The organism is Nonomuraea sp. LPB2021202275-12-8 (genome assembly GCF_037044575.1).
Taxonomy (GTDB): domain Bacteria; phylum Actinomycetota; class Actinomycetes; order Streptosporangiales; family Streptosporangiaceae; genus Nonomuraea.
The window spans coordinates 249,596-272,103 of sequence record NZ_JBAHWD010000005.1; the positions used below are offsets into that span (position 1 = coordinate 249,596).

Annotated in this window: 21 protein-coding genes and 1 pseudogene; 9 read left to right on the forward strand and 13 right to left on the reverse strand. The window is 70.7% G+C overall.

Translation table 11 applies throughout. From position 1 onward, the window contains the following. The first annotated feature begins 208 nt into the window (after positions 1-208). Positions 209-640, forward strand: a complete 432-nt coding sequence (locus tag V5E28_RS12020; protein WP_336206841.1) for a hypothetical protein — start codon at positions 209-211, stop codon at positions 638-640. Positions 641-801: 161 nt separating this feature from the next. On the opposite strand, the gene V5E28_RS12025 is transcribed toward V5E28_RS12020, so the two are convergent. Beyond that, positions 802-4,014, reverse strand: a complete 3,213-nt coding sequence (locus V5E28_RS12025) for a BTAD domain-containing putative transcriptional regulator (protein ID WP_336206843.1) — start codon at positions 4,012-4,014, stop codon at positions 802-804. 143 nt (positions 4,015-4,157) lie between these two features. Here V5E28_RS12025 and V5E28_RS12030 point away from each other — a divergent pair, with 143 nt between their 5' ends. From V5E28_RS12030 to V5E28_RS12050, 5 genes are all read left to right on the forward strand, one after another. Beyond that, a complete protein-coding gene (locus tag V5E28_RS12030; RefSeq protein WP_336206845.1) occupies positions 4,158-4,919 on the forward strand; it encodes an SDR family oxidoreductase in 762 nt (253 codons plus the stop codon). A 57-nt stretch (positions 4,920-4,976) separates the two neighbouring features. After that, entirely contained in the window at positions 4,977-5,423 is a 447-nt protein-coding gene (locus V5E28_RS12035) for a nitroreductase family deazaflavin-dependent oxidoreductase (protein ID WP_336206847.1), read from the forward strand. An 89-nt stretch (positions 5,424-5,512) separates the two neighbouring features. Then, positions 5,513-6,943, forward strand: coding sequence for an adenylosuccinate lyase (purB, locus tag V5E28_RS12040; RefSeq protein WP_336206849.1), 1,431 nt, complete (start codon positions 5,513-5,515; stop codon positions 6,941-6,943). Positions 6,944-7,076: 133 nt separating this feature from the next. After that, positions 7,077-7,892 carry a GNAT family N-acetyltransferase gene (locus V5E28_RS12045; protein ID WP_336206851.1) on the forward strand — a complete coding sequence of 272 codons (816 nt, stop codon included), beginning with the start codon at positions 7,077-7,079 and terminating at the stop codon, positions 7,890-7,892. Positions 7,893-8,007: 115 nt separating this feature from the next. Then, on the forward strand, positions 8,008-9,054 hold the full coding sequence (locus V5E28_RS12050; RefSeq protein ID WP_336206853.1) for a DUF4037 domain-containing protein: 1,047 nt from the start codon (positions 8,008-8,010) through the stop codon (positions 9,052-9,054). A 558-nt stretch (positions 9,055-9,612) separates the two neighbouring features. Here the strand turns inward: V5E28_RS12050 and V5E28_RS12055 are convergent. The 5 genes from V5E28_RS12055 to V5E28_RS12075 form a co-directional block, all read right to left on the reverse strand. Further along, positions 9,613-10,404, reverse strand: a complete 792-nt coding sequence (locus V5E28_RS12055) for an SRPBCC family protein (protein WP_336206855.1) — start codon at positions 10,402-10,404, stop codon at positions 9,613-9,615. Beyond that, the gene (locus V5E28_RS12060) at positions 10,401-10,706 is read right to left on the reverse strand and encodes an ArsR/SmtB family transcription factor (protein WP_336206857.1); all 306 of its coding nucleotides are present in this window, start codon (positions 10,704-10,706) and stop codon (positions 10,401-10,403) included. Before V5E28_RS12060 ends, V5E28_RS12055 begins: the two co-directional genes overlap by 4 nt. A gap of 117 nt (positions 10,707-10,823) precedes the next feature. Beyond that, positions 10,824-11,039: a hypothetical protein gene (locus V5E28_RS12065; RefSeq protein ID WP_336206859.1), complete on the reverse strand. Its 216-nt coding sequence runs from the start codon at positions 11,037-11,039 to the stop codon at positions 10,824-10,826. A 290-nt stretch (positions 11,040-11,329) separates the two neighbouring features. Further along, positions 11,330-12,310: an alpha/beta hydrolase family protein gene (locus V5E28_RS12070; protein WP_336206861.1), complete on the reverse strand. Its 981-nt coding sequence runs from the start codon at positions 12,308-12,310 to the stop codon at positions 11,330-11,332. Then, complete coding sequence (locus tag V5E28_RS12075) at positions 12,307-13,230, reverse strand: zinc-binding dehydrogenase (RefSeq protein ID WP_336206863.1); 924 nt, start codon at positions 13,228-13,230, stop codon at positions 12,307-12,309. The genes V5E28_RS12070 and V5E28_RS12075 overlap by 4 nt, the downstream gene beginning before the upstream one ends. Positions 13,231-13,318: 88 nt before the next feature. Between V5E28_RS12075 and V5E28_RS12080 the strand changes: the two genes are divergently transcribed. Further along, positions 13,319-14,260, forward strand: coding sequence for a LysR family transcriptional regulator (locus tag V5E28_RS12080; protein ID WP_336206865.1), 942 nt, complete (start codon positions 13,319-13,321; stop codon positions 14,258-14,260). Here V5E28_RS12080 and V5E28_RS12085 read toward each other — a convergent pair. Beyond that, positions 14,230-14,607 carry a hypothetical protein gene (locus tag V5E28_RS12085; RefSeq protein WP_336206867.1) on the reverse strand — a complete coding sequence of 126 codons (378 nt, stop codon included), beginning with the start codon at positions 14,605-14,607 and terminating at the stop codon, positions 14,230-14,232. The genes V5E28_RS12080 and V5E28_RS12085 overlap by 31 nt on opposite strands. A gap of 76 nt (positions 14,608-14,683) precedes the next feature. After that, positions 14,684-15,445 carry a MerR family transcriptional regulator gene (locus V5E28_RS12090; RefSeq protein ID WP_336206869.1) on the reverse strand — a complete coding sequence of 254 codons (762 nt, stop codon included), beginning with the start codon at positions 15,443-15,445 and terminating at the stop codon, positions 14,684-14,686. 68 nt (positions 15,446-15,513) lie between these two features. Between V5E28_RS12090 and V5E28_RS12095 the strand changes: the two genes are divergently transcribed. Continuing rightward, the gene (locus V5E28_RS12095; RefSeq protein WP_336206871.1) at positions 15,514-16,317 is read left to right on the forward strand and encodes a MerR family transcriptional regulator; all 804 of its coding nucleotides are present in this window, start codon (positions 15,514-15,516) and stop codon (positions 16,315-16,317) included. A gap of 148 nt (positions 16,318-16,465) precedes the next feature. Here V5E28_RS12095 and V5E28_RS12100 read toward each other — a convergent pair. Together V5E28_RS12100 and map are read right to left on the reverse strand one after the other, a co-directional pair. Next, positions 16,466-16,846, reverse strand: a pseudogene (locus tag V5E28_RS12100) (DinB family protein); the annotation flags it as partial. Beyond that, positions 16,847-17,614 carry a type I methionyl aminopeptidase gene (gene map / locus V5E28_RS12105; protein WP_336206873.1) on the reverse strand — a complete coding sequence of 256 codons (768 nt, stop codon included), beginning with the start codon at positions 17,612-17,614 and terminating at the stop codon, positions 16,847-16,849. A 47-nt stretch (positions 17,615-17,661) separates the two neighbouring features. Here map and V5E28_RS12110 point away from each other — a divergent pair, with 47 nt between their 5' ends. Next, a complete protein-coding gene (locus V5E28_RS12110; RefSeq protein ID WP_336206875.1) occupies positions 17,662-17,916 on the forward strand; it encodes a helix-turn-helix domain-containing protein in 255 nt (84 codons plus the stop codon). 7 nt (positions 17,917-17,923) lie between these two features. Here the strand turns inward: V5E28_RS12110 and V5E28_RS12115 are convergent, their stop codons facing one another. The 3 genes from V5E28_RS12115 to V5E28_RS12125 form a co-directional block, all read right to left on the reverse strand. Continuing rightward, complete coding sequence (locus V5E28_RS12115) at positions 17,924-18,946, reverse strand: tyrosine-type recombinase/integrase (protein ID WP_336206877.1); 1,023 nt, start codon at positions 18,944-18,946, stop codon at positions 17,924-17,926. 63 nt (positions 18,947-19,009) lie between these two features. Further along, the gene (locus V5E28_RS12120) at positions 19,010-20,539 is read right to left on the reverse strand and encodes a helix-turn-helix domain-containing protein (protein ID WP_336206879.1); all 1,530 of its coding nucleotides are present in this window, start codon (positions 20,537-20,539) and stop codon (positions 19,010-19,012) included. 16 nt (positions 20,540-20,555) lie between these two features. Then, positions 20,556-22,265 carry an enoyl-CoA hydratase-related protein gene (locus V5E28_RS12125; protein WP_336206882.1) on the reverse strand — a complete coding sequence of 570 codons (1,710 nt, stop codon included), beginning with the start codon at positions 22,263-22,265 and terminating at the stop codon, positions 20,556-20,558. Between the last annotated feature and the right edge of the window lie 243 nt (positions 22,266-22,508).

Below are 22,508 nucleotides of genomic sequence, written 5' to 3' on the forward strand. Positions count from 1 at the left end.
GGCGTCAACGCCACGACAAACGGCGAGCATTGCCGGCCAAAGGGCTTTCTTCAAAGGGTTCGGCGATTATGCAAGATAGGCGAACCGGCCGTTTCGGCCGGCGCGACGCCGGCCGGCGGCTTTTGAATGATTTCGATTCCGGTCTTGACGATTCCCCCTCGACGCGGGTCACGATGAAAGAAGAAGCTCACATAGTGGGGATGGTCTCATGCTTAAAGAGGCATTCGCTGCCGGTGCGCTGGTAGCCGCTGCTTTCGTCCCTTCGGCGGCCCCACAGGCCCAAACTGACAACAACCGCGCGGCCGGCACGCCGGCCGCGTCGGCCTCGCTCACCAGCTGCGCCTCCGTGCAGGCCGCGAAATGCTACTGGCTGGAGAAAAAGAAAAAGAGATGCTTGCTGTGCAAGAACAAGAAGGGGCAATGGAAGCAGAAACACTGTGAGGCCAAGTCCGCTCCGGCAAAGCCGCCGCCGGCGAACCCCAAGCCGGACAAGCCCAAGGAGGAGGAAGAGGGAGTCCTCTGTAAGCCGCATTACGAGGAGGGCGGCGAAGGCGAAGGCAAGACCTGCCAGACGTGCAAGAACCTGAAGACCGGGAAGGTGGTCTCGACCACCTGCAAGCCGGTCGTGAAGCCGGGCTAGTCCCGGCCTCCGCGGGCGGGCACGGCTCGCCACGGGCGACGCCTGTGGTCGCGGCGCTCACCCCGCAGGCCCGCGCCTTTACAAATCTACTTTGTAAAGGCGTGGGCCTGGTTCACCTCAAGGGGACAACCCGGACAAGCGTCAAACCGGCGATGAGTCGATCACTCGGCCTGCTGAGCCGCCTCGTCCAAGTCCAGATCGGCGCCTCGGTTGAACGCGGCCGCGAAGTCCGCGTCGCCCAGGGCCGCTCGGACGACGGTGGTGACGCGGTCGACGTCGCCGCGCTCGGCCGGCGGCAGCGGCGCCCCCACCGACGCGCGGGCCGCGGCGGCGGCGCCCAGCGACTGGGCGGCCTGTTCGTGGCGGCCGGCCAGCGCCCGGGCGCCGGCGAGTCCCTCCAGGGCCAGGGCGACAGCACGCGGATCGCCTGTGTCACGGGCGGTGCTCAACCCTTCCAGGTGCAGAGTCAGCGCGGCGTCGGCGTCCCCGCGCAGCTCGGCGACGAAGCCTAGCTCGGCCAGGATCAACGCGGCGCCGTACTCGGCGTCGAACAGCCGGTTCCACTCCAGCCACCTGCGCAGATACGCCTCGGCCGCGTCGAGTCGTCCCTGCCGCCGCGCGATGAGGGCCAGACCGACCTCGGCGAACTCCTCGGCCGGCTTGTCGCCCTGCTCGACGGCCAGCCGCCGGCCCCGCTGGTGGAACTCCTCCGCCTGGACGTGGTCACCGGTGAGCAGCGCGATTCTGCCCAGCTCCGACCATCGCCTGGAGGCGTCGGTCCACAGTCCCAGCCCTTCGGCGATGCGCAGCCCGTCCCGGTGCCATCGGCGCGCCTGTGCGTGGTCCCCTGCTATCTCCGCGAGCCTGCCGAGCACCGCCATCGCCTGCGACTGCCCCCATCGGTCACCCAGCGCGCGGAAGAGCGCGAGGCTCTCCTCGCCCTGGCGCAGGGATGACCCGAAGTCACCGCAGGTGTAGTTCTGCGTGCTCCGGGTGACGAGGGCCGCGGCGATACCCCAGTGATCGTCGATGGCATGGGACCTGGCCAGTATCCGATCGGTCAGCTCCTCACCCACCGCCAGGTCGCCGAAAAGGGTGACGGCGAAGCCGAGCAACCAGCCGGCCCGTGCCTGCTCGTGCGGCTCGCGGATGTCCTCGTACAGCTTGGACACGGACCCGCTGTCCCATTCCGGGCCGCTTCGGTCCCCGGAGAGCATGCTCACGCCCGCCCGCCAGGCCATGGTCAGTGAGCGGTCGGCGTCTTCGCTGTCCTCATTCAGGGCCAGGGCGACGGCGAGGGAGCGCTTGGCCTCGGTGAGCCGGCCGCGCAGGAACCAGTACCAGACCATCGCGTGCGCGAGCCGCCGGGCGAGCCGCGCGTCACCGTCGGCGGCGGCACCGTCGAGCGCGCTGCGGAGATTGGCCGTCTCGGTGTCGAGACGCTTCAGCCACGCCTGCTGATGTTCGCCACGCAGGTAGGAGTCGGCCTGCTCCGCGAACGAGGTGTAGTAGAGGGCGTGGGCACGCCGTACCGGCTCATGATCGCCGGCGTGCAGGCGCTCCAGGCAGTACGCCGCCACCGACTCCGGCAGCCGGTACCTGGGGCCGTCGGCCTCGTGGGCGACGAGTACCAGGGAGCGATCCACGAGCCGGGCCAGCAGGTCGACGACCTGAGCGCGTTTCACGCCGTCCCCGGCGCAGACCGTCTCGGCTGCGTCCAGAGTGCAGCCGTCGGAATGGATCGCCAGACGGCGCAGCACGATCTGCTCGGCCGCCGTCAGGAGTTCCCAGCTCCAGTCGATCATCGCTCGTAGGGTTCGCTGCCGCGCCGGCGCGCCGCGGCGCCCGCCGATGAGGAGCCGGAACCGGTCGTCCAGACGCTCGGACAGTTCTCGTACGCCCAGGACGCGTACCCGGCTGGCCGCCAGTTCGAGGGCGAGCGGGATCCCGTCCAACCGCCGGCAGATCGCGGCCACCGCCCGGGCGTTGTCCTCGGTGAGGCCGAACCCGGGCGACGCGGCCGCGGCCCTGGCCACGAACAGCCGGACCGCCCCCGACTGCGCCTGCCGCACTGTCACGGCGTCGGCGGCCGGCAGGTCCAGAGGGAGCACCGGCCACAGTTGTTCGCCGGTGATGCCGAGCGGTTCCTGGCTGGTCGCCAGGATTCGTATCCCCGGCGCGAACCGGAGCAGCTCCTCGGCCAGCATCGCCGCGGGTTCGACGACGTGCTCGCAGTTGTCCAGTACCAGCAGCAGTCTCTTGCCGTGCAGAGCCTCGGCCAGCCGTCCGGTCAGGGTGTGGGGCCGCCCTGCGGGGAACGGCCCAGGGGCGGTGTCGTCCCGGATGCCCAGGGTCGCGGCCACCACCTCCGCCAGTTCGTCCGTCGTGTCGGCCGTGCGCGGATGCGCGGCGAGTTCCACCAGCCAGGTGCCGTCGGGGAAGGATTGCGCGAGCCTGGTCGCGGTCTCCACGGCCAGCCGGGTCTTGCCGACTCCGCCTGGGCCGGTCAAGGTGACCAACGGGCCCGTAATCAGCAGTGAGCCGACCTCGGCCACGGACTGCGACCGTCCGATGAGCTCGGTGAGCGGAGTCGGCAGGTTGGTACGGGGGCGGGGCTCGGCGGTCGCCGGCTCGGCCTGAAGGCGCGGATCCTGGCGGAGGATCTCCTGGTACAGCGCGACCAGTTCGGCGCCCGGCTCCGAGCCGACTTCCTCGGCCAGGCGGTGGCGTAGTTCGTGGTAGCGGTCCAGGGCTTCGCTCGGGCGTCCCGCACCGTAGAGGGCGCGCATGTGCGCCGCGCGCAGTCGCTCCCGCAGCGGATGACGCTCCGTCACGTCGGTGAGCTCGCCGGCCAGCAGGCTGTGTTCGCCCAGGTCGAGACGGGCCTCGGCCTGGTCCTCGATGGCCAGCAGACGCTGTTCCTCCAGCCGCGCGATCGCCACGCGAGTGAACGGCTCGTCGGCGAAGTCGGCGAAGGCGGGACCACGCCACAGCGCCAGTGCCGATGTCAGCAAGGAGGCGCGCTCCCGGGGACCGACGGCCTTGCGGGCCTGGGCGGTCAGTGCCGCGAACCGGCCGGCGTCCACCGCGTCGTCCGCCACCTGCAGCAGGTATCCCGGCGGGCGGTGCACCACCAGTTCCGTGCCCTGCGCAAGGGCCCGGCGCAGCCGCGAGACGAGCGTCTGCAGTGCGCCCGCGGGCTTGGCCGGCGGTTCGTCTCGCCAAATATCGTCGACCAGCCGGTCCGAGGACACCACCAGCCCGGGGTCCACCAGCAGCTCGGCGAGCAGAGCGCGGACCTTCGCCTCGCGCACCACCACGGGTTCGCCGTCCTCGGCCCAGACAGCCAGCGGACCCAGTACCCCGAAACGCATGGGGCCACGGTATCGCCGCACTCGTCGCAGCCGGATCAGCGGACCTCCAGCGGATCGACAGCCGACCGCCAGCGCCGGCTCGCAAGGTTGGGTTCGCCGGTGGGAGCCGGTGTCACCTACCACCACATACCTGGAGACAGATGATGAGCAGGTTCGCGGGCAAGAAGGCCGTTGTCACGGGCGGGACCCACGGAATGGGTCTCGCCATCGTCAAGGCGCTTCTCGACGGCGGGGCCGAGGTCGTCCTCACGGGCCGTAACGAGAAGAACATCGAACAGGCACGGACCGAGCTCGGAAGCGACACGGCACACGTCGTGCGCTCCGACGCGTCGAGCATGGCCGACATCGCCGACCTCGCCGAGATCACCCGGCAGCGGCTCGGGCGTATCGACTACGTCTTCGTCAACCACGGCATCGCGGAGCTGCAGCCGCTGGAAGAAGTGACGGAGGCGTCCTGGGACCGGCACTTCGACATCAACACCAAGGGGGCGTTCTTCACCGTGCGGAGCCTGTCGCCCCTGATCGCCGACGGCGGCGCGATCGTCTTCACCACGGTCGCCAACGACCTCGTGTTTCCCGGCATGAGCGCCTACTCAGGCTCGAAGGACGCGGTACGCGCGATCGCCCACGTACTCGCCGCGGAACTCCTGCCCCGCAGGATCCGGGTGAACTCCGTCGCGCCCGGCTTCATCAAGACCCCGACCATGGGCGTCGCCGGTCTGACCGAGGCGGAGCGCCGTGACTTCGAGAAGCAGGGCGACGCGACGACCCCGCTGCAGCGCAACGGCACGGTCGAGGAGGTCGCCGCGGCCGCACTGTTCCTGGCCGCCGATGCGACCTTCACCACCAACGTGGAGCTGCCGGTCGACGGCGGATTCGCCCAAGGTCTGCTCCCCGCGCACTGAGCAGGCGCCCGCACCCGACGACACTCGCCGTACGTCTCATCAGCGAGAGAGGAACCGATGTCAGACATGCGCCCCGCGGAAGAAGTGAGCGACAGTCCCGACGCGTCGGTCGCCGAACATGTCCGGCGCTACGTCGCAACCCAGGGGCGCAGCGGTTACCTGGAGGGCGGGGTGACCAATCTGGTCCTCACCTATCAGGGCCGCAAGTCCGGGAAGCTCTACCGCACCGGACTGTTCTTCGGTGAGGACGACGGCCGCTACATCCTCGTGGCCTCCGGCTCCGCCATCACCCACACCCATCCCGGCTGGTACCTCAACGTCGTGGCGAATCCGGAGGTGCAGGTGCAGATTCTCGCGGAGAGGTTCACCGCACGCGCCTACACCGCCACCGGCGGGGAGCGGGCGCGACTCTGGACGTTGATGACCGGCCTGGCTCCCGTCTACGACACGTACGAAGCCAGAACTCGTCGCATCATCCCGGTGGTGGTCCTGGAGCGCATCTGAATCGCAACCGGTGTGAGCGTTCACCCTGCGTACCGCCCATGCGACCTGTGTGCCGTACGCGCTGGGACGTGTGAATACACTTGTCCAACGTGACTTCGAAGCCGCGTATCCCCGATGTCCTGGCCGCCCGCTACGCCTCGCCTGAGCTGGCCCGGCTGTGGTCGCCCGAATACAAGGTGGCAGCGGAGCGGCGGCTGTGGCTGGCGGTGCTGCGGGCGCAGGCGGAGCTGGGTGTGACGGTCCCCGAGGGGGCGATCGGCGACTACGAGAAGGTCGTCGACCAGGTCGACCTGGCGTCGATCGCCGAGCGGGAGCGGGTGACGCGCCACGACGTGAAGGCGCGCATCGAGGAGTTCAACGCGCTGGCCGGTCACGAGCAGGTGCACAAGGGCATGACCTCCCGCGACCTGACCGAGAACGTCGAGCAGTTGCAGGTGCGCGACAGCCTGCTGCTGGTGCGCGACCGCGTGGTGGCGCTGCTGGCCCGGCTCGCGGCGCTGGCCGTGGAGCACGAGGCGACCGTGATGGCCGGCCGTTCGCACAACGTGGCGGCGCAGGCCACCACGCTGGGCAAGCGGTTCGCGTCGGCGGCCGACGAGCTGCTGGTGGCCTACCGGCGGCTGGAGGAGCTGATCGGCCGCTACCCGCTGCGCGGCATCAAGGGACCGGTCGGCACCGCCCAGGACATGCTGGACCTGCTGGGCGGTGACCGCGGCAAGCTCGCCGAGCTGGAGGACCGGGTCGCCGGCCACCTCGGGTTCGCGCACCGCTTCACCAGCGTCGGCCAGGTCTACCCGCGCTCGCTGGACTTCGAGGTGGTGACCGCGCTGGTGCAGCTCGCCGCCTCGCCGTCGTCGCTGGCCAAGACGATCCGGCTGATGGCCGGGCACGAGCTGGTCACCGAGGGGTTCAAGGAGGGGCAGGTCGGCTCCTCGGCGATGCCGCACAAGATGAACACCCGCTCCTGCGAGCGCGTCAACGGCCTGACCGTGGTGCTGCGCGGCTACGCCTCGATGGTGGGCGAGCTGGCCGGCGACCAGTGGAACGAGGGCGACGTGTCGTGCTCGGTGGTGCGCCGGGTGGCGTTGCCGGACGCGTTCTTCGCCTTCGACGGGCTGGTGGAGACGATGCTGACGGTCCTCGACGAGTTCGGCGCGTTCCCGGCGGTCATCTCCGCCGAGCTGGACCGCTACCTGCCGTTCCTGGCCACCACCAAGATGCTGATGGCGGCGGTGCGCGCCGGGGTGGGCCGCGAGCAGGCGCACGAGCTGATCAAGGAACACGCGGTGGGGTCGGCGCTGGCGATGCGGTCGCGTGGCGCCGCCAACGAGCTGCTCGACCGGCTGGCCGGCGACGAGCGCTTCCCGCTGGACCGGCCGGCCCTCGACGCGCTGCTGGCCGATCGGGTGTCGTTCACGGGCGCGGCCTCCGGCCAGGTGGAGGCCGTGGCCGGGCAGGTCGGCGAGGTCGTGGCGGCGCACCCGGAGGCGGCCGGCTACCGGCCCGGCGCGATCCTGTGATCGCCCCGCGCCTGCGGTCCGGCACGGTCCTCCTCATGAGCGGCGCCTGCCGGCCGGGCACGGCCCCGAATCGGAGCGACCGCCTACCGGCCGATCTGGCGATCCGGGGTGTCCACCGGCCCGGCGCGATCCGGTGATCCGCGAGCTGACCTCGCTCGCCGAGGTGCGGGCCGCGTGCGGCGACGACGACCTGCCCGTGTGGGCGGCCCAGGACCTGCGGGGCGGCGCGCGGGCGTGGACGCTGGGTGACGCGGTGGTGACCGCCGCGCCGGAGGTGTCGCGCCACAACCGGCTCGCCGTGTGGGGCGGTACGTCCTGCGCGGTGGAGCTGGTGCGGCACGCGCTGTCGGAGCTCGGCCCGTCCTACCGGCCGTTCGGGGAGCGCGAGCTGATGTCACGGGTCACGGCCGAGCTGGACGGGATCGAGGCGGCGGGGAAGTTCTCGTGGATGAGCCTGGCCGCCGATCACGGCCGGTCCGGCGATCCGGCCGGCGGGGTCGCGGATGACCCGGGCGGCGCCACCTGGTCGGGCGGGGATGCCGGCAGTGGGCGCCTGACCGGTCCGGACGGCGTCGCCTGGCTGGGCGAGGACGCCGACGGCGAGATCGCGACGCTCCTGGCCGGCCACGCGCCCGACTCCTACGCCGCCCCGGGCATGCCCGGGGTGAGCCGGTGGGCCGGGACGCGGATCGGCGGCGTGCTGGCCTCGGTGGCGGCCGACGCCTGGTCGGCGCCCTCGGTGGGGTTGCTCGCCGGGGTGGCCACGCACGACGGTTTCCGGGGGCGGCGGCTGGCGGAGCGGGTGTGCCGATGGGTGTCGCGGGAGCTGGTGGCCAAGCACGGGCGGGCGGCGCTGATGGTGGACGACGACAACGCCCCTGCCATCGGCGTCTACGAGCGCCTGGGTTATCGCCGCCGCCTGGTGATGGCCTCGTACGCCACGACCTGACGGACCACCCGGACGTCTCGTTGACGAGTTGTTGTGCGGCCGCCGACCGCACCCTGCCGGACCGGAAATTAATTCGGATGAGCTTGGAGGGGTGGTCAGGCACAGTGGACGCGTGATGACCGATTTTGTGCCTGGTATCGAACTGTCCCGAGCCTTTTACACCGAAGCGGTGGCGCCGCTGCTGGCCGGGGTGCCACACAGTGCCGCGCTGATCGGGCCCGGCTCCGAGGTGCTGTCCTTCGACACGGGCAGGTCCGCCGACCACGATTGGGGGCCTCGGGTGCTGGTGTTCGTCCCTGACGGGATGGTGGCCGACGTCGAGGCCACGGTCGCCGCCCGGTTGCCCGCCCGTTTCCACGGCTTCGCCACGGTGTTCGACTATCACGGCCGGGTGCGGCCCGGTGTCGTGGTGGCCGAGCTGGGGGAGTGGCTGGCCGGGCAGCTCGGGTTCGACCCGCGGCCGGGCATCTCGCTGCTCGACTGGCTGTCGGTGCCCTGGCAACGGCTGGCGGAGGTGACCCGGGGTGAGGTCTTCCACGACGGGCTGGCTGACGCGGGGGACGGGCTGGAGACCGTACGGCAGGCGTTGCGCTGGTATCCGGAGGATGTGTGGCGTTACGTGCTGGCCTGCCAGTGGCGGCGGATCGCGCAGGAGGAGCCGTTTCCGGCCCGCTGCGGCGAGGTGGGCGACGAGCTCGGCTCGGCGGTGGAGGGGGCGCGGCTGGCCCGGGATGTCATGCGCCTGGCGCTGCTGTTGCGCCGCCGCTATCCGCCGTATGCCAAGTGGCTCGGCAGCGCGCTGGCCCGGATGCCCGGATCCGCCGAGCTCGGAGAGTCCCTCGGGGCCGCGATGGCGGCCCGGTCATGGCGGGATCGGCAGGAAGGTCTGTCGGCGGCGTACTCGCGGCTGGCGGCGCTGCAGAACCGGGTGGGGCTCGCCGGGCGGCTGGACGAGCGGGTGCGCGGCTTCTACGACCGGCCGTTCCAGGTGATCGGCGGTGACCGGTTCGCCGACGCGCTGATGGAGGAGGTGTCGGATCCGGTGATCAGGCGGTTGCCGGTGGTGGGATGCGTCGACCAGCTGTCGGATTCGGTGGACCTGCTGGTGCGGCCGCTCAGCGCTAGAGCGGTGACCGCCGCCGCCCTCGGCCTCGGCGCCTGAACGCCCCCTCCGCCGCGGCCCGTACATGAAGAAGCCTCGCAAATCACCCTCTGAGACGGAAATGTGTCCGTCCGCGACGGAGTCTGGCGCTCCTGTGAGTGTGGAATCTTCTACGGAATGTCATGGGGCGATTTCCAAGTGGCCGTGACGTCTCTAGGGTGACAGTGGGCCTCCTACCAGCCGGTTTCACAGGTCGTGCCGGTAGGAGGCCCAGCCATCCCTAGATGAGGTGGCGGGGGTCGAGCAGCATCCAGACGATCCACAGCACGAACCTGACCACGGCCAGGACCGTGCAGACCGTGTGGCGGCGCTCTTCCCTCTTGCCACTCCCAGACATCTGCCGGATCTCCTCTCCCACCGGGCCATCCGGTGGGCAGCCCTGAAGGACCGGCACGGAGAGGCGCGCAGCGCGGAACCGGCTGTGCACTGGTGTCGCGTGCCCACGATGGCTCACCACGGCTGACATCGCAACGAGACCACCATGCTGCGGGGGAGTCACCCTGTCACTCGTGGGCTGTAAGAAACAGTCCGCCGGAGGACGATCCTTATTCGGGCCCGTCAGGAGGGCAGCAGGGCGGCGGCCAGTTCCTCGACGCGGGCACGCCAGGCGGGCAGCGAGGCGGGATCCCCTGTGTGGGTGAGGATGAGGCGGGCGCCATGACCGGTGCCCTCGGCCAGTTCCCAGCGGACCGTGCCGGATGCTGTGGCGTACTCGAGGAGCTTGCCGGGCTCGGCGCGGCCGACCGCGCCTGCCGGCACGCCGGCGACGGTGAACGGCGCGGGCGGGGGCGCGCCCACCTGGGCCCGGGCGCCGTCCAGGTGCTGCCAGACCGCGTCGGCCGGGCGGGTGAGCTGGCGCTCCAGTCGCACGATGCCGTCGTCGGTCTCGCCGGAGGTCAGCCCCAGGATCGCGACGTAGTCCTCGTGCAGCCGGGCGGTGTCCGGCGCGGTGCCCGGCGCGGTGGGCCGGCGGCCGTCGAGCAGGGCCAGCAGGGCGGCAACGCAGGTGTGCCAGCCGGCGGCGAAGCTGGCCGCGCCGAAGCGGTCGCCGAACGTGTGCGTGAGCACCAGCACGCTGCCGTCGCCGTCGGGCCGCACCTGCCAGCGCAGTTCGTCGTCGCCCCAGGTGTAGGCGAACACGCGGGGCGGGGCCAGCTCGGTCACCGTGCCGTCGGGGCCGAACCCGAAGGAGACACGGTCGCCGGTGATCGTCACCTCGGCGGGGAACCAGTGCTTGAGGTGCTCCGGCTCGGTGATGGCCCGCCACACCTTGTCCGGCGGGTGGGGCAGGCGGCGTTCCAGGTGCAGGACGGTGCGGCCGTCGGGGCGGATGGTGAGGTGCTCGTTCACTGCTCCTCCATCGTGTCGAGGTGTCGTTCGAGCCGGTCGAGGCTGCCGGCCCACAGCCGCCGGTAGGGGGCGAGCCAGGCGTCGATCTCGGCGAGCGGCTGCGGTCTGATCTCGTACCAGCGCCGCTGGGCGTCCTTGCGCACGGCCACCAGTCCGGCCTCGCGCAGGACGCGCAGGTGTTTGGAGGTGCCGGGTTGGGTCAGCCCGAGCCGCTCGGTGAGCTCACCGACCAGGCGGGGCCGTTCGAGCAGCAGGTCGAGGATCTGCCGCCGCGCGGGTTCTGCCAGCACGTCGAAGCGCATGCCTCCGAACATACCGGGCAAGTTATATGCTCGCAAGCGTATGTAATGGGCTCGGCATATGATCTACTTTGTAAAGGGCCTGGCTCGTTGGAACAACACTCTGCCTGCCAAACACCCCTAACTCGCACCGGAAGACATCAGCTCGCCCACCAGGTCGGCTCCGTCCAGCTCGTCGATCTGCCAGGTGCGGGAGCGTAACGTCCCCCGATGCCGGTACTCGCGCATGATCTCAACGTGCGCAGGCAGTCGTACGAACCCTTGAAGATCGTCCTCGTCGCGCCACACCGACAGTGAGCCGACCCGGCGGCCGACCATGTCCGCCCACAGCCACATGCCCACCGCGCCGGGCAGTGCCGCCTCCGCGGGGCCTTCGGCGACCGGAAGAGTGTCGCCGGCAGGCGGCAGCGGGACCAGGCCGCCCCGGAGATCCCCGGCGCGACCCGCCGATAGTGCGCGAAAAGCCTTACACCTCGCTGGTACGTCCCTTCCGCTCGATTTCGCGGCTGTGCGAGCCGCGCGGCCGTCGATCGTCTCGTGTCATGCGTGCCACACTATATTAACGACCGGTTGTTCATGTAGTTGGTCACCGCCGGTGATCAGCGCGGTCGTGTCGGTGAGACGTGTCATGTGAGTTCTCCGGAAAGCCAGTCGGCGGCCGTCGCCAGCCAGTCGGGGCGGGCGTTGCCGAGCAGGTGGTCGCCGTGCGGGATGCGCAGGTAGTGTCCGTGCGGTGCCAGGCGTGCCAGCGACTCGCCGTTGGTCACGCCGGGAATGACGTCCAGGCCGCCGTCCACTGCCAGCAGTGGACAGGTGGTCCGCGGGGCGAGGGTGGACAGGTCCACCTGGCCGGCGAAGCGGCGCGCCGCTTCTTCGCCGCCGGCGCGCTGGATGAGGAGGTCCTGTACGGGGGCCGGCAGGACGTCCCAGTGCAGCCGGAAGGGACCGCTGACGGTGACGGCGGCCGCGACGCGGGACTCCCGAGCGGCGCTTTCTGTGACGTAGTAGCCGCCGAGGCTGAGCCCGACGAGTCCCACGCTCTGCGTGCCGAGTGCGTCGATGACCTGGCCTATCACGTGGTGGTAGTCGGCGCGGACGGTGCTGGTTGCCGCGAGTACGCCCTGTCCCGGCCCGTCCATGGCGAACACGGCCATGCCCCGGCGCAGCAGGGCGGCGATGACGTCGTGGAATTCCTCCTTGCTGGAGTCCAGCCCGGGAACCACCACGGCCGTGGCCGCGGCATCGGCCGGGCCGCGCAACCAGCCGGTGAAGCCCGGCCCTTCGAGTCGGCGTGCCTCCGGCTCCAGCAGGTCCAGTGCACGTTCCATGGCGGTGTCAGCCTCGGCGGCCGCGAGCGCGCTCTCACGGTTGGGCCCCAGGGTGGCGACGTGGAACCAGCGCGCCGCCACCTGGAAGTGCTCGCCTGCCGAGACCGTCGTGGCCGCCTGCCCGGCGCGCGCCAGATGCCCATGCGCGGTACGCATGAAGGCCTCGCCCCATTGGTCCAGGTCGGCCAGCTCGCCGGTGACGCGCAGATACTCGTGCGGGTCCAGCCCGGCTCCGGTTGCGCGCGACAGGTTGGCGGCAGCGAACTCCGTGGCGCTCATCGTGGTGCTCCGATCGTCAGGACGGCCTTGCCGCGGAGCCGGCGTTCCCGAAGGCCGACCAGCACGTCGGCGGTCCGGCTCCAGTCAGCGGTGCGGCCGATCTCCGGGTGCAGCCGCCCGCCGGCCGCCAGACGTACCAGGGTGGCCAGGTCAGGACCGTACGGCGCGCCCGCGTAGTGGAAGTGCCGGATCACGGCGTTCTCCGGCCCGGCGAGCAGGTCGAAGAAGTTCACCGTCGCCGGGGTACGGCTGGCCTGGCCGAACCACACCAGCATGCCGTCCGGGACCAGCCTGGCCAGCGCGGCCGCCAGCGCACTGCCGCCGGTGGACTCCAGCACCACGTCGAACGGGCCGTCCGCCTCGTCCAGGTCGTGCACGATCGCCGTGGCGCCCAGCTCACGCAGGCGCGCGCCGCGCTCCGCCGTGGCGGTCACCGCGGTCACCTCCGCGCCGGCCGCCGCGGCGAGCTCGGTGAGGTAGTGCCCCACCCCGCCGGAGGCGCCGGTCAGCAGCACCCGCCTGCCCGTCACGGCGCCGACCGCGCGGAGCAGCCGGAGCGCGGTGATCCCGGCCAGTGGCAGGGCGGCCGCCTGGACGGTGGTGAGCTCGTCGGGCAGGGCGGCGATCGAGTGGGTGGGCACGGCCGCGTACTCGGCCCAGCCGCCCATGGGCGGATGGCCCACCACTCGGGTGCCGGCCGGCGGTCCCGAGCCGTCGGCGGCGGCCTGCACGACCAGGCCGGCGACGTCCTTTCCCGGCATCAGGCCGGGTTTCGGCGCTTCCAGCAGGAACGTCTCCCCGCGATTCGGGGAGAACGCCTCAACCTTGATCAGCATCTCGTCCGGGGCGGGCGCGGGCTGAGTGTCCTGGGCGAACTCCACCGGCCGTGAGGCATCTCCCGTAGGGATCAATCTACGCATGCGGCCATGAAACCGGCATCCGTGTCGCGTGATCCAACAACGGACGCGGCAGGCCGACAACCATCGGTTGTCGCCTAAGGTGACAGGCGTGGACCTCGACCTGGCGCAGGTGCGCGCGTTCGTGTTGACGGCTGAAGAGCTGCACTTCGGCCACGCGGCCGAGGAACTGTCGATCTCCCAGCAGGCGCTCTCCAAGCGGATCGCCCGCCTGGAATCCACCGTCGGCAGGCGCCTGCTCGACCGCGGCGGCCAGGGGGTGCGCCTCACCGAGGCCGGACAGCGTTTCCTGGAGCCCGCCCGTCAGGCGCTGGCCGCCGCCGACCTGGCCGTGGCGGCGGCGCTGGACGCGCACCGCCCGCTGCGGATCGACGTGTGGGGCCACCTGTACGCGCCCATGCGCACGCTGGCGCGGGTGGCGACCGGCGAGCCGCGGATGGAACTGGGACACGGCCGTGACCTGCCCTCGGTGACCGCCGCACTGCTGCACGGCGACATCGACGCCGCCTTCGGCCGCGTCCACGCGCCGCTGCCCGCCGGGCTGACGCATCGCCTGGTACGACTGGAACCGGTGGACGTGATCCTCAGCGTCGATCACCCGCTGGCGCACGCGCCGGCGATCCAGCCGGCGCGGTTGCGCGACAGCGTGCTGTGGACCCCGGGAGCGCTCCACCGGCTGGACTTCCTGCACCGGTTCGCCGAGTCCTTCGGCATCCACCACCGCGCCGAGGGAACGAACCTGGGACTGGACCACTTCCTGGCCGATCTGGCGGCCGATACGCGCCGCTTCGGCCTGCTGCCGGCAGACCTGCCCCTCCCGCCCCGCCCGGCGATCCGCTCGGTCCCGCTGGTCGGCCCCACGCCGCTGTACGCCTGGTCACTGCTCTGGCGCGGCAACGGCGGTCATCCGCTGCTGGACGTCCTGGTGAGCGGCTTCGTGGCGGAGGCTGAGCGCAACCGGTGGCTGGAGTACGATCCCGTCCGCGATTGGCTACCCGAGCGTCACACCGCCGGCGCATCGGCTACATCTTGAATGGGCCAGAGGTCGCGTATCAGCCTGGCCGCTTCTTGCGGCGACCGGTTGTCGGTGTCGATCCGCACGTCGCCCGCCCCGGCGCGATCGAGGGCTTCGGCCTCATCCGTGGCACGGGTGGCGATGCCGGCCACGGCGCGGGGGTCCAGCCCCTTCAGCTCGTCTCCGGGCAGCGCCGGCCCGTCTCCCCGGCCTCGCCTGGCGACGCGCTCGGCCAGCACGGCGGGGGAGACGTGCAACCGGCACACCGTGAACGCCGTGCCGGGCAGCAGGCCGGCGTAGCGGCGGACGGTGTCGTCGGACGAGGGCCCGCACAGCCACGGCACGGGCGACGCGACGCTGCTCACCAGCCAGACGCTAGCGGCCCGCGACCCGTTTTCCATCGATTGATCTACATTGTAAAGGGCGTGGGTGGATACAAGATCAACTACCCCTACGACAAGCATTCGCAGCAATGGCGAAGCGCAGATATGCCGCCAGGCCGGGGGCCTGCGCGTCGTAGACGGCGGTGAAGCGGGGATCGGAGACGTACAACTCTCCCAGCCCGCGGTGGATCTCGTACGTGCAGGTGTAGAACCAGCGGGTGATGTGGCCGCGATGCCGCTCGGCCAGGTCCATCGCCTGCTCGCCGTCGGGTGGCAGACCCGCCTTGTACGCCGCCACCAGGTCCTCGGTCACGGCCGCCGCCTCGGCCCGAAGGCGCAGCCAGTCGTCCTTGGTGTAGGTGGCGACGCGTCTGCGGCTCTCCTGGTACGCCTCGCCGGCGCCCCAGCGGCGTTCCACCTCCGCCTCGTGGTCTTCGGGGCGGAAGTCGCCGAAGAGCTCCAGGCGCTCCTCCGGGGTGAGGTTGATGCCGACGGAGCGTGCCTGCATGGCCCGCTCCACGGCGGCGATCACCTGGCGGAGGCGTTCGGATTTGCGGGTGAGGAGTTCGTGCTGGCGGCGGAGCTGGGTGAGCTCGTCCACCTGGGGATTGTCGAGGATGACGGCGATCTCGTCGAGAGGGAAGCCGAGCTCGCGGTAGAGGAGGATCTGCTGCAGCCGGATGAGGTCGTCGTCGGTGTAGCGGCGGTATCCGGCGCCGGTGCGTTCGCCGGGGCTGAGGAGCCCGATCTCGTCGTAGTGGTGCAGGGTGCGCACGGTGATTCCGGCAAGTCTGGACACCTGGCCGACAGACAGACTCATGCTTCCAGGATGGGGCCTCACGTTACGTGAGGTTCAAGGGGATGGACTCTCCCATGAGGGGAGGGCTCATGCTTGTGGGTGTGGAGGATGATCTGCTGCCGATCGGGCAGTTCGCCGCGCTGGGCCGGTTGAGTGTCAAGCAGTTGCGGCACTACGACGAGTTGGGGTTGCTGGAGCCGGCGTATGTGGATCCTGATTCGGGTTATCGCTATTACCGGGCGTCGCAGGCTCGGGTGGCGTTGTCGATCGGGTTGCTGCGTTCGCTGGACGTGCCGCTGGTGGTGATCGGCCGGGTGCTGTCTGGGGAGGCTGGGGCGCTGGGTTCGGTACGGGATTCGCTGGAAGAGGAGCTTGTCAGGCGGCGTCGTACGTTGGCGTCGCTGGAGCGGGTGATGGCGGAGGGGTTGCCGGCGGCGCGGGTGCGGGTGGTCAGTGAGCCGGCGCGCCGGGTGGCGGTGGCCGGTGAGGTGGCGGACGGGCCGGAGGGGGTGGGGCGGGCCACGTCGGCGGCGGTGGCGCGGGTGTTGTCGGTGGCGGCCGGGCTGTCGGAGGTTCGTCTGGTGGGGCTGTTCCCGGTTGATCTGGGCGAGGTGGTCGAGGTTGAGGTGGCGCTCTTGCTGGAGCCGGGGGTGTGGGAGCCGGGCGGTGGTGTGCGGGCGGAGGTGTTGCCCGGTGGTGTCTTCGCGTCGGCGACGCATGTGGGGCCGTACGACCAGATCGTGCTGACCGCGCATGCGGTGCTGGCGTGGTGTGCGGAGCGGCGGCTGCGGGTGCGGGGGCCGATTCGGGAGGTGTACGTGTCGGATCCGGGGGTGACGCCGGCTGATGAGCTGGTGACTGAGGTGATGGTCTGTCTGGAGGAGGAGCGGTGAGTAAGCCTGAGCTGGTCTCGTACGGTGTGGTGACGTGCTTGAACGTCACGGGGTTGGGGGAGCCGGGGGGTGCGGAGCATGTGGGCGCGGTCCGGGCTCTGTATGCGGTCGCGGCCGGGATGGGGGGTTCTGCGGGGGCGTTGGAGGGTTTGTGGTGGGTGGAGGATGAGCGGCCGGCGCTGGAGGTGCCGCGGGAGTTGTGGCGGTGGCATCTGCTGCTGCCGTTGCCGGGGGTGCCGGAGCCGGGCGGGCTGGAGCGGGCTCGGGAGGGGGCGCGTGCGTCCACGGCATTGCCGAGCCAGGCATCGCCGGCGAACAGCAGGTGGCGTTGGGTCTCGACCAACGACCACTCGCCGTTGACCTGCTCGTGCAGCTTGGCCTCGGGCAACAGCCTGGCGCGGTCGAGTGTCGCCGCCCACCTTGTTCGGCCGGTAGCTGGGTCCATCCATCCTGATCGAGCCCTACGGGAGTGGCTCAATAGCCTGCTCAGCCAAGCCTCAATCTGGCTCAATGACCTGATCGCTGACATTCAGGGGAGGGTGAGGATGAGGGGGCCGTCGTCGGTGATGGCGATGGTGTGTTCGGAGTGGGCGGCGCGGCTGCCGTCGCGGCTGTGGAGGGTCCAGCCGTCGGGGGCGGTGCGGTAGTGGTCGTCGCCGCCGGCGATGAACATGGGTTCGATGGCGAGGGTGAGTCCGGGGCGGAGGGTGAGGCCGCGTCCGGGGCGGCCGCGGTTGGGGACGTGGGGGTCTTCGTGCATGCGGCGGCCGATGCCGTGGCCGCCGAAGTCGGTGGGGACGCCGTAGCCGCCGGCGGTGGCGATGGTGGCGATGGCGTGGCCGATGTCGCCGATGCGGTTGCCTGGGGTCGCGGCGGCGATGCCTGCGGCGAGGGCTTGTTCGGTGGCGTGGATGAGTGCTTGGTCGTGGGGGTCGGGGGTGCCGATGGTGAAGCTGATGGCGCTGTCGCCTGCCCAGCCGTCGAGGTAGGCGCCGCAGTCGACGCTGACGAGGTCGCCGTCGCGGATGCGGTGGCGGCCGGGGATGCCGTGGACGATGGCGTCGTTGATGGAGACGCAGATGACGGCGGGGTAGGGGGTGGGGGCGAAGGGTGGGTGGTAGTCGAGGAAGGCGGGGGTGGCTCCGGCTTCGGCGATGACGGTGGCGGCGATGTCGTCGAGTTCGGTGACGGGGGTGCCGGTGGTGGCGTGTTTGGCGACGTGGGTGAGTGCTTGGGCGACGATGCGGCCGGCTTCGCGCATCGCCTGGATTTCGCCGGGTGTTTTGATCTCGACCATGGCGATAACTATACCGGTATTTCTATTGGCGCTATAGACTCGGCTTCATGGTGCGACCTCCGCTGACTCCGCAAGAACGCCTCCGCGGCGAGCACCTCGGCATGCTCCTGCGTCGAGCCAGAGGCGAGCGCAGCATCGTCGAGGTCGCCGCTGCCGCCGGGATGTCCGCCGAGACCCTCCGCAAGATCGAGACGGGCCGGATCGCGACTCCCGCCTTCTTCACCATCGCCGCCCTGGCCGACGTTCTCGGAGTCCCTCTCGACCACCTCGCGGCGCGGGCCGCGCCCGCCGTCCCCACCTGAGCGGCGCTCACCCGGATTTCGGCTCCCGCAGCAGCGGATGCGCCCGCATCGCCACCTCCAGCTCACCCGGCAACTCGTCACGGTAGCGCCCCAGCGTCGACAGGTCGCTGTGCCCCAGCACCCGCCGCACCGCGTCCATGTCCACCGCGTCCGCCAGCAGATGCGTCGCCGTCGTGTGCCGCAGTCCGTGTGGCGTCACCGATCTCCGCTGCGCCGGATCCACCTCGCGCAGCACCCGGTCGATCACCGCCTGCACGTCGCCGCGCGCCAGCCTGCGCCCCCGCCACGACAGCAGCAGCGCCTTGTCCTGTGTCGCCGGCCTGCCCTCGTCCAGGTAGGCCGTCAGGACCGTGGCCACGTCCCGGGGCAGCGGCACGTCCCGTGTCCTGCCGCCCTTGCCGAAGATCCGCCAGTAGCGCACCCCGTCATTGGTGTAGAAGTCCTCGACGTTGGCCCGCACCAGCTCCGACACGCGTGGCCCCACCGCCGCGAGCAGCAGCACGATGAGCGCGTCACGCAGCTGGGTCCGCTGGTCTCGCCGCCGGCCCGGCCGTTGCGGCTCCTCGCTCAGCGACCGGGCCGCGCCGACGAGCCCCTGCGCCTGCTCGCGGGTCAGCGCCCGCCGCTCGGGCCGCAGCCCGCCCCGCTCCTTGGCCGTCACCGTCGCCAGCGCCATCGGATTGAGCTGCACCCACCCGGTCAGTGCCGCGTGCTTGAACAGCGCCGAGATCGACCGCCGGAACCGTGCCTGAGAGGAGGCCGACTGCCGTGCCCCGCCACCGGCGTCAGCGGTCCGGCGGCCGTCGGGCTTGCGTGCGAACGCCAGCAGGATCGCGTCCACGTCTTCGCCGGTCAGGTCGTCCAGCACCGTCTGCTCGCCGGCCAGGGCCACCAGGGTCGCCACATCCCGCGCGTAGACCTCGGCCGTGGCCGGGGACAGCGCCCCCGTCAGCGTCTTTGCCCGCACCAGCTCCACATAGCGATCAGCCGCCTGTCCCACCGTCAACCGGTCGAGCTCCGCAGGCCGCACCCGTCCCCCTCACCTCGTGGAAGATCCACCAGGAGACGGTAGCGGCCCGCACCGACAGAATGTTCAGATGTCGCGGAAGGTCTCTATCCGCGCTCCCAGCGCGTTCAGCCGCTCCGCCAGGTCCTCGTAGCCTCGGTTGATCACGTACACGTTCCGCAGCACCGACGTGCCCTCGGCCGCCATCATCGCCAGCAGCACCACGACCGCCGGTCGCAGCGCCGGCGGGCACATCATCTCCGCCGACCGCCACCGCGTCGGCCCCTCCACCAGCACCCGATGCGGATCCAGCAGCTTCACCGAAGCCCCGAGCCGCGTGAGCTCCGTGAGGTAGATCGCCCGGTTGTCGTACACCCAGTCATGGATCAGCGTCGAGCCCTGCGCCGAGGCGGCGATCGCCGCGAAGAACGGCACGTTGTCGATGTTCAGCCCGGGGAACGGCATCGGATGGATCTTGTCGATGGGGGAGGTGAGCTTCGACGGCCGCACCGTCAGATCCACCAGCCGGGTCCGCCCGTTGGCCGCCGGATACTCGGCGCTGCGATCGTGGTCGAGGCCCATCTCCTCCAGCACCGCGAGCTCGATCTCCAGGAACTCCACCGGCACGCGGCAGATCGTCAGCTCCGACGACGTCACCACCGCGGCCGCCAGCAGGCTCATCGCCTCGACCGGGTCCTCGGAGGGGGAGTAGTCGACGTCCCGGTCGATCGACGGCACCCCGTGCACCGTCAGCGTCGTCGTGCCGATCCCCTCCACCCGCACGCCGAGCTGCTCCAGGAAGAAGCACAGGTCCTGCACCATGTAGTTGGACGAGGCGTTGCGGATCACCGTCACCCCGTCATGCCGCGCCGCCGCCAGCAGCGCGTTCTCCGTCACCGTGTCGCCGCGTTCGGTCAGCACGATCGGCCGCGACGGCGCCGCCTGCCTGTCGACCCGCGCGTGGTAAAAGCCGCCGGTCGCGGTGATGTCCAGCCCGAAGTGCTTCAGCGCCGACATGTGCGGCTGCACGGTGCGCGTCCCCAGGTCGCACCCGCCCGCGTACGGGATCCTGAACTGCTCCGTACGGTGCATCAACGGCCCGAGGAACATGATGACGCTGCGGGTGCGGCGCGCGGCCTCGGTGTCCATCGCCTCCAGCTCCAGCCGGGACGGAGGCACGATCTCCAGGTCGCTGCCCTCGTTGATCCACCGGGCCCGCACTCCGATCGACGCGAGCACCTCCAGGATCCGGTAGACCTCCTCGATCCGCGCGACCTTGCGCAGGATCGTCCGCCCGGACGTGAGCAGCGACGCGCACAGCAATGCGACACACGCGTTCTTCGAGGTCTTGACCTCGATGCTGCCCGACAGGCGGCGGCCGCCTACCACCCGCAGGTGCATCGGCCCCGCGTAGCCGAGCGAGACGATCTCGCTGTCGAGCGCCTCACCGATCCGGGCGATCATCTCAAGACTGATGTTCTGGTTGCCGCGCTCGATCCGGTTGACCGCGCTCTGACTCGTCGCCAGGGCGTCGGCCAGCTGAAGCTGCGTCCATCCACGATGCTGGCGCGCATCCCGGATGAGACGGCCGATCCGCACAAGATAGTCATCTGCCACAACACGACAACCTATCTCACATATGAGATGCACCCGCGCGCGACACGGACAACTCTCGATGAACCGCCAAATGCTCAGGGGTCGCCTCCGCCTTCCGCTTCAGCACGAAAGCCTCCCGTGCCTCCCGGAAGCCGCACCGGTCGTCGAACATGTCCCGGCTCATCTCCGCCAGCTCCTCCACCCGGTAACCGTCCAGCGGCTTGCGCCGCTCATCGGCCTCCCGTCCCGCACGCTTGGCCGCCAGCAGCCGCTCATACCCCGGATCGGCCGCCAGCTTCTCCGCGTACTCCAGAACCGCCCGCTCGAACTCCGGCCGAGTCCCCGCCACGACCTTGTCCGCCAGCCCCGACTCCACCGCGTCCACTGCCCCGATCGGCAACGCCTCCCGCGTCAGCCGCACCGCTTGCTCCTCACCCACCCGGCGCGGCAGCACGTACGTCCAGAACTCGCTCCCGAACAGCCCCATCGTCCGGTAATGCGGATTGAGCACCACCCCCGCACGCACGATCACCCGATCGCCGCCCAGCCCCATCATCACTCCGCCCGCACCCGCGTTGCCGCCCACCGACGTCACCACCAGCTGCCCGGTACACCAGATCACCTCGCGGCACACCTGGTTGATCGCGTTGATGTTCATCCACGCCTCCATCTCCGGATGGCGCGCCGACTCGATCACGTTCAGATGGATCCCGTTGGAGAACACCTCACCACCACGCACCACCAGCACCCGCGTGTCCTGAGCCGCCGCGTACCGCAGTGCCGCCGCCAGCCGGCGGCACTGCTCCGTCGACATCGCCCCGTTGTAGAAGTCGAAACTCACCACCCCCACACTGTCGCTCCGGTCGTAGGTGATCTCGCTGTAGCCCGCCACCTCTCCCGCGTCCGCGACCAGATCACCCAGCACCGCCGTGGCCGGCAACTTCACCGCGCCCGGCTCGTCGAGCCGCAGATGGCCCACCCACACCGTCCCGTCACCGGTGTGCACCAGCACCGCGCCCTCACGCCGCCCCGCCACCGTCCCCGGCACCGGCACTGCTCCCGGCTCCCCGGCCGGCACCGGCCCCGGGTACACGTCGAACACCCGCACGTCGAGCCCGCACAGCCGCGCCCGCCCGCCCGGCGTCCCGTCAGCCGCCCGCACCCGCCGCAGCACCGCCTGCGTCGGCTCCGACCAGGAGATCTCCCGGTCGGCGTGCCGCATCGCCGGCCGCAACCGCCCGACCACCTCCGGCCGCCGGTAGTCCAGCGGCACCGGCACGAACCCCGGGTCCGCCGCCCTGGCCGCCACCTCCAGCACCAGCTCCACCGCCGCATCCGCCACCGGCCCGTTGTACAGCGCCGACTTGCGCGGCGGCTCGGCCGGCATCGGGAACATGCGATACCCCCAGATCGGGCCCGCGTCCATCTCCTCCACGGCCTGCAACGCCGTCACCCCCCACTCGGGCTCGTCGTCGGCGATCGCCCAATCCAGCGACGACGGCCCCCGGTCGCCAGGAGGCCCGGGATGGATGATGATCGTCCGCTGGCTCTGCCACAGCCGCGCCGGCACCTTCTCCTTCAGGAACGGGCAGATCACCAGATCCGGCTTTGCCAGCTCGGCGGCCTCGATCATCACCTGCTCCGACAGTGCCAGTTCCACACTGACGTCGTGACCGGCCCGGCGCAGCTCCAGCCAGGCGCGCTGGGTCAGGCCGTTGAACGAGGAGCAGAGAAGCAGGATGCGCAAGGGGAGATTCCTTCTGAGGCGATCGGACAGCGGACCGGCTACAGGCCGGGCCGGGGGAGCGGGCACGTCAGCGGACGCCGCCCGGCCGCGGGTGATCCCAGCGGCCCCAGGCGTTTAAGGCAGTCCCATATGACCCGTTCATGCATCGATGCTTACACGACTCAGCAAGCTTTGATGACATATCACGACAAAAAGCAGGGACTCCTGGCACCAATCGTCCGGATTTGTCGTGATTCTTTCTGG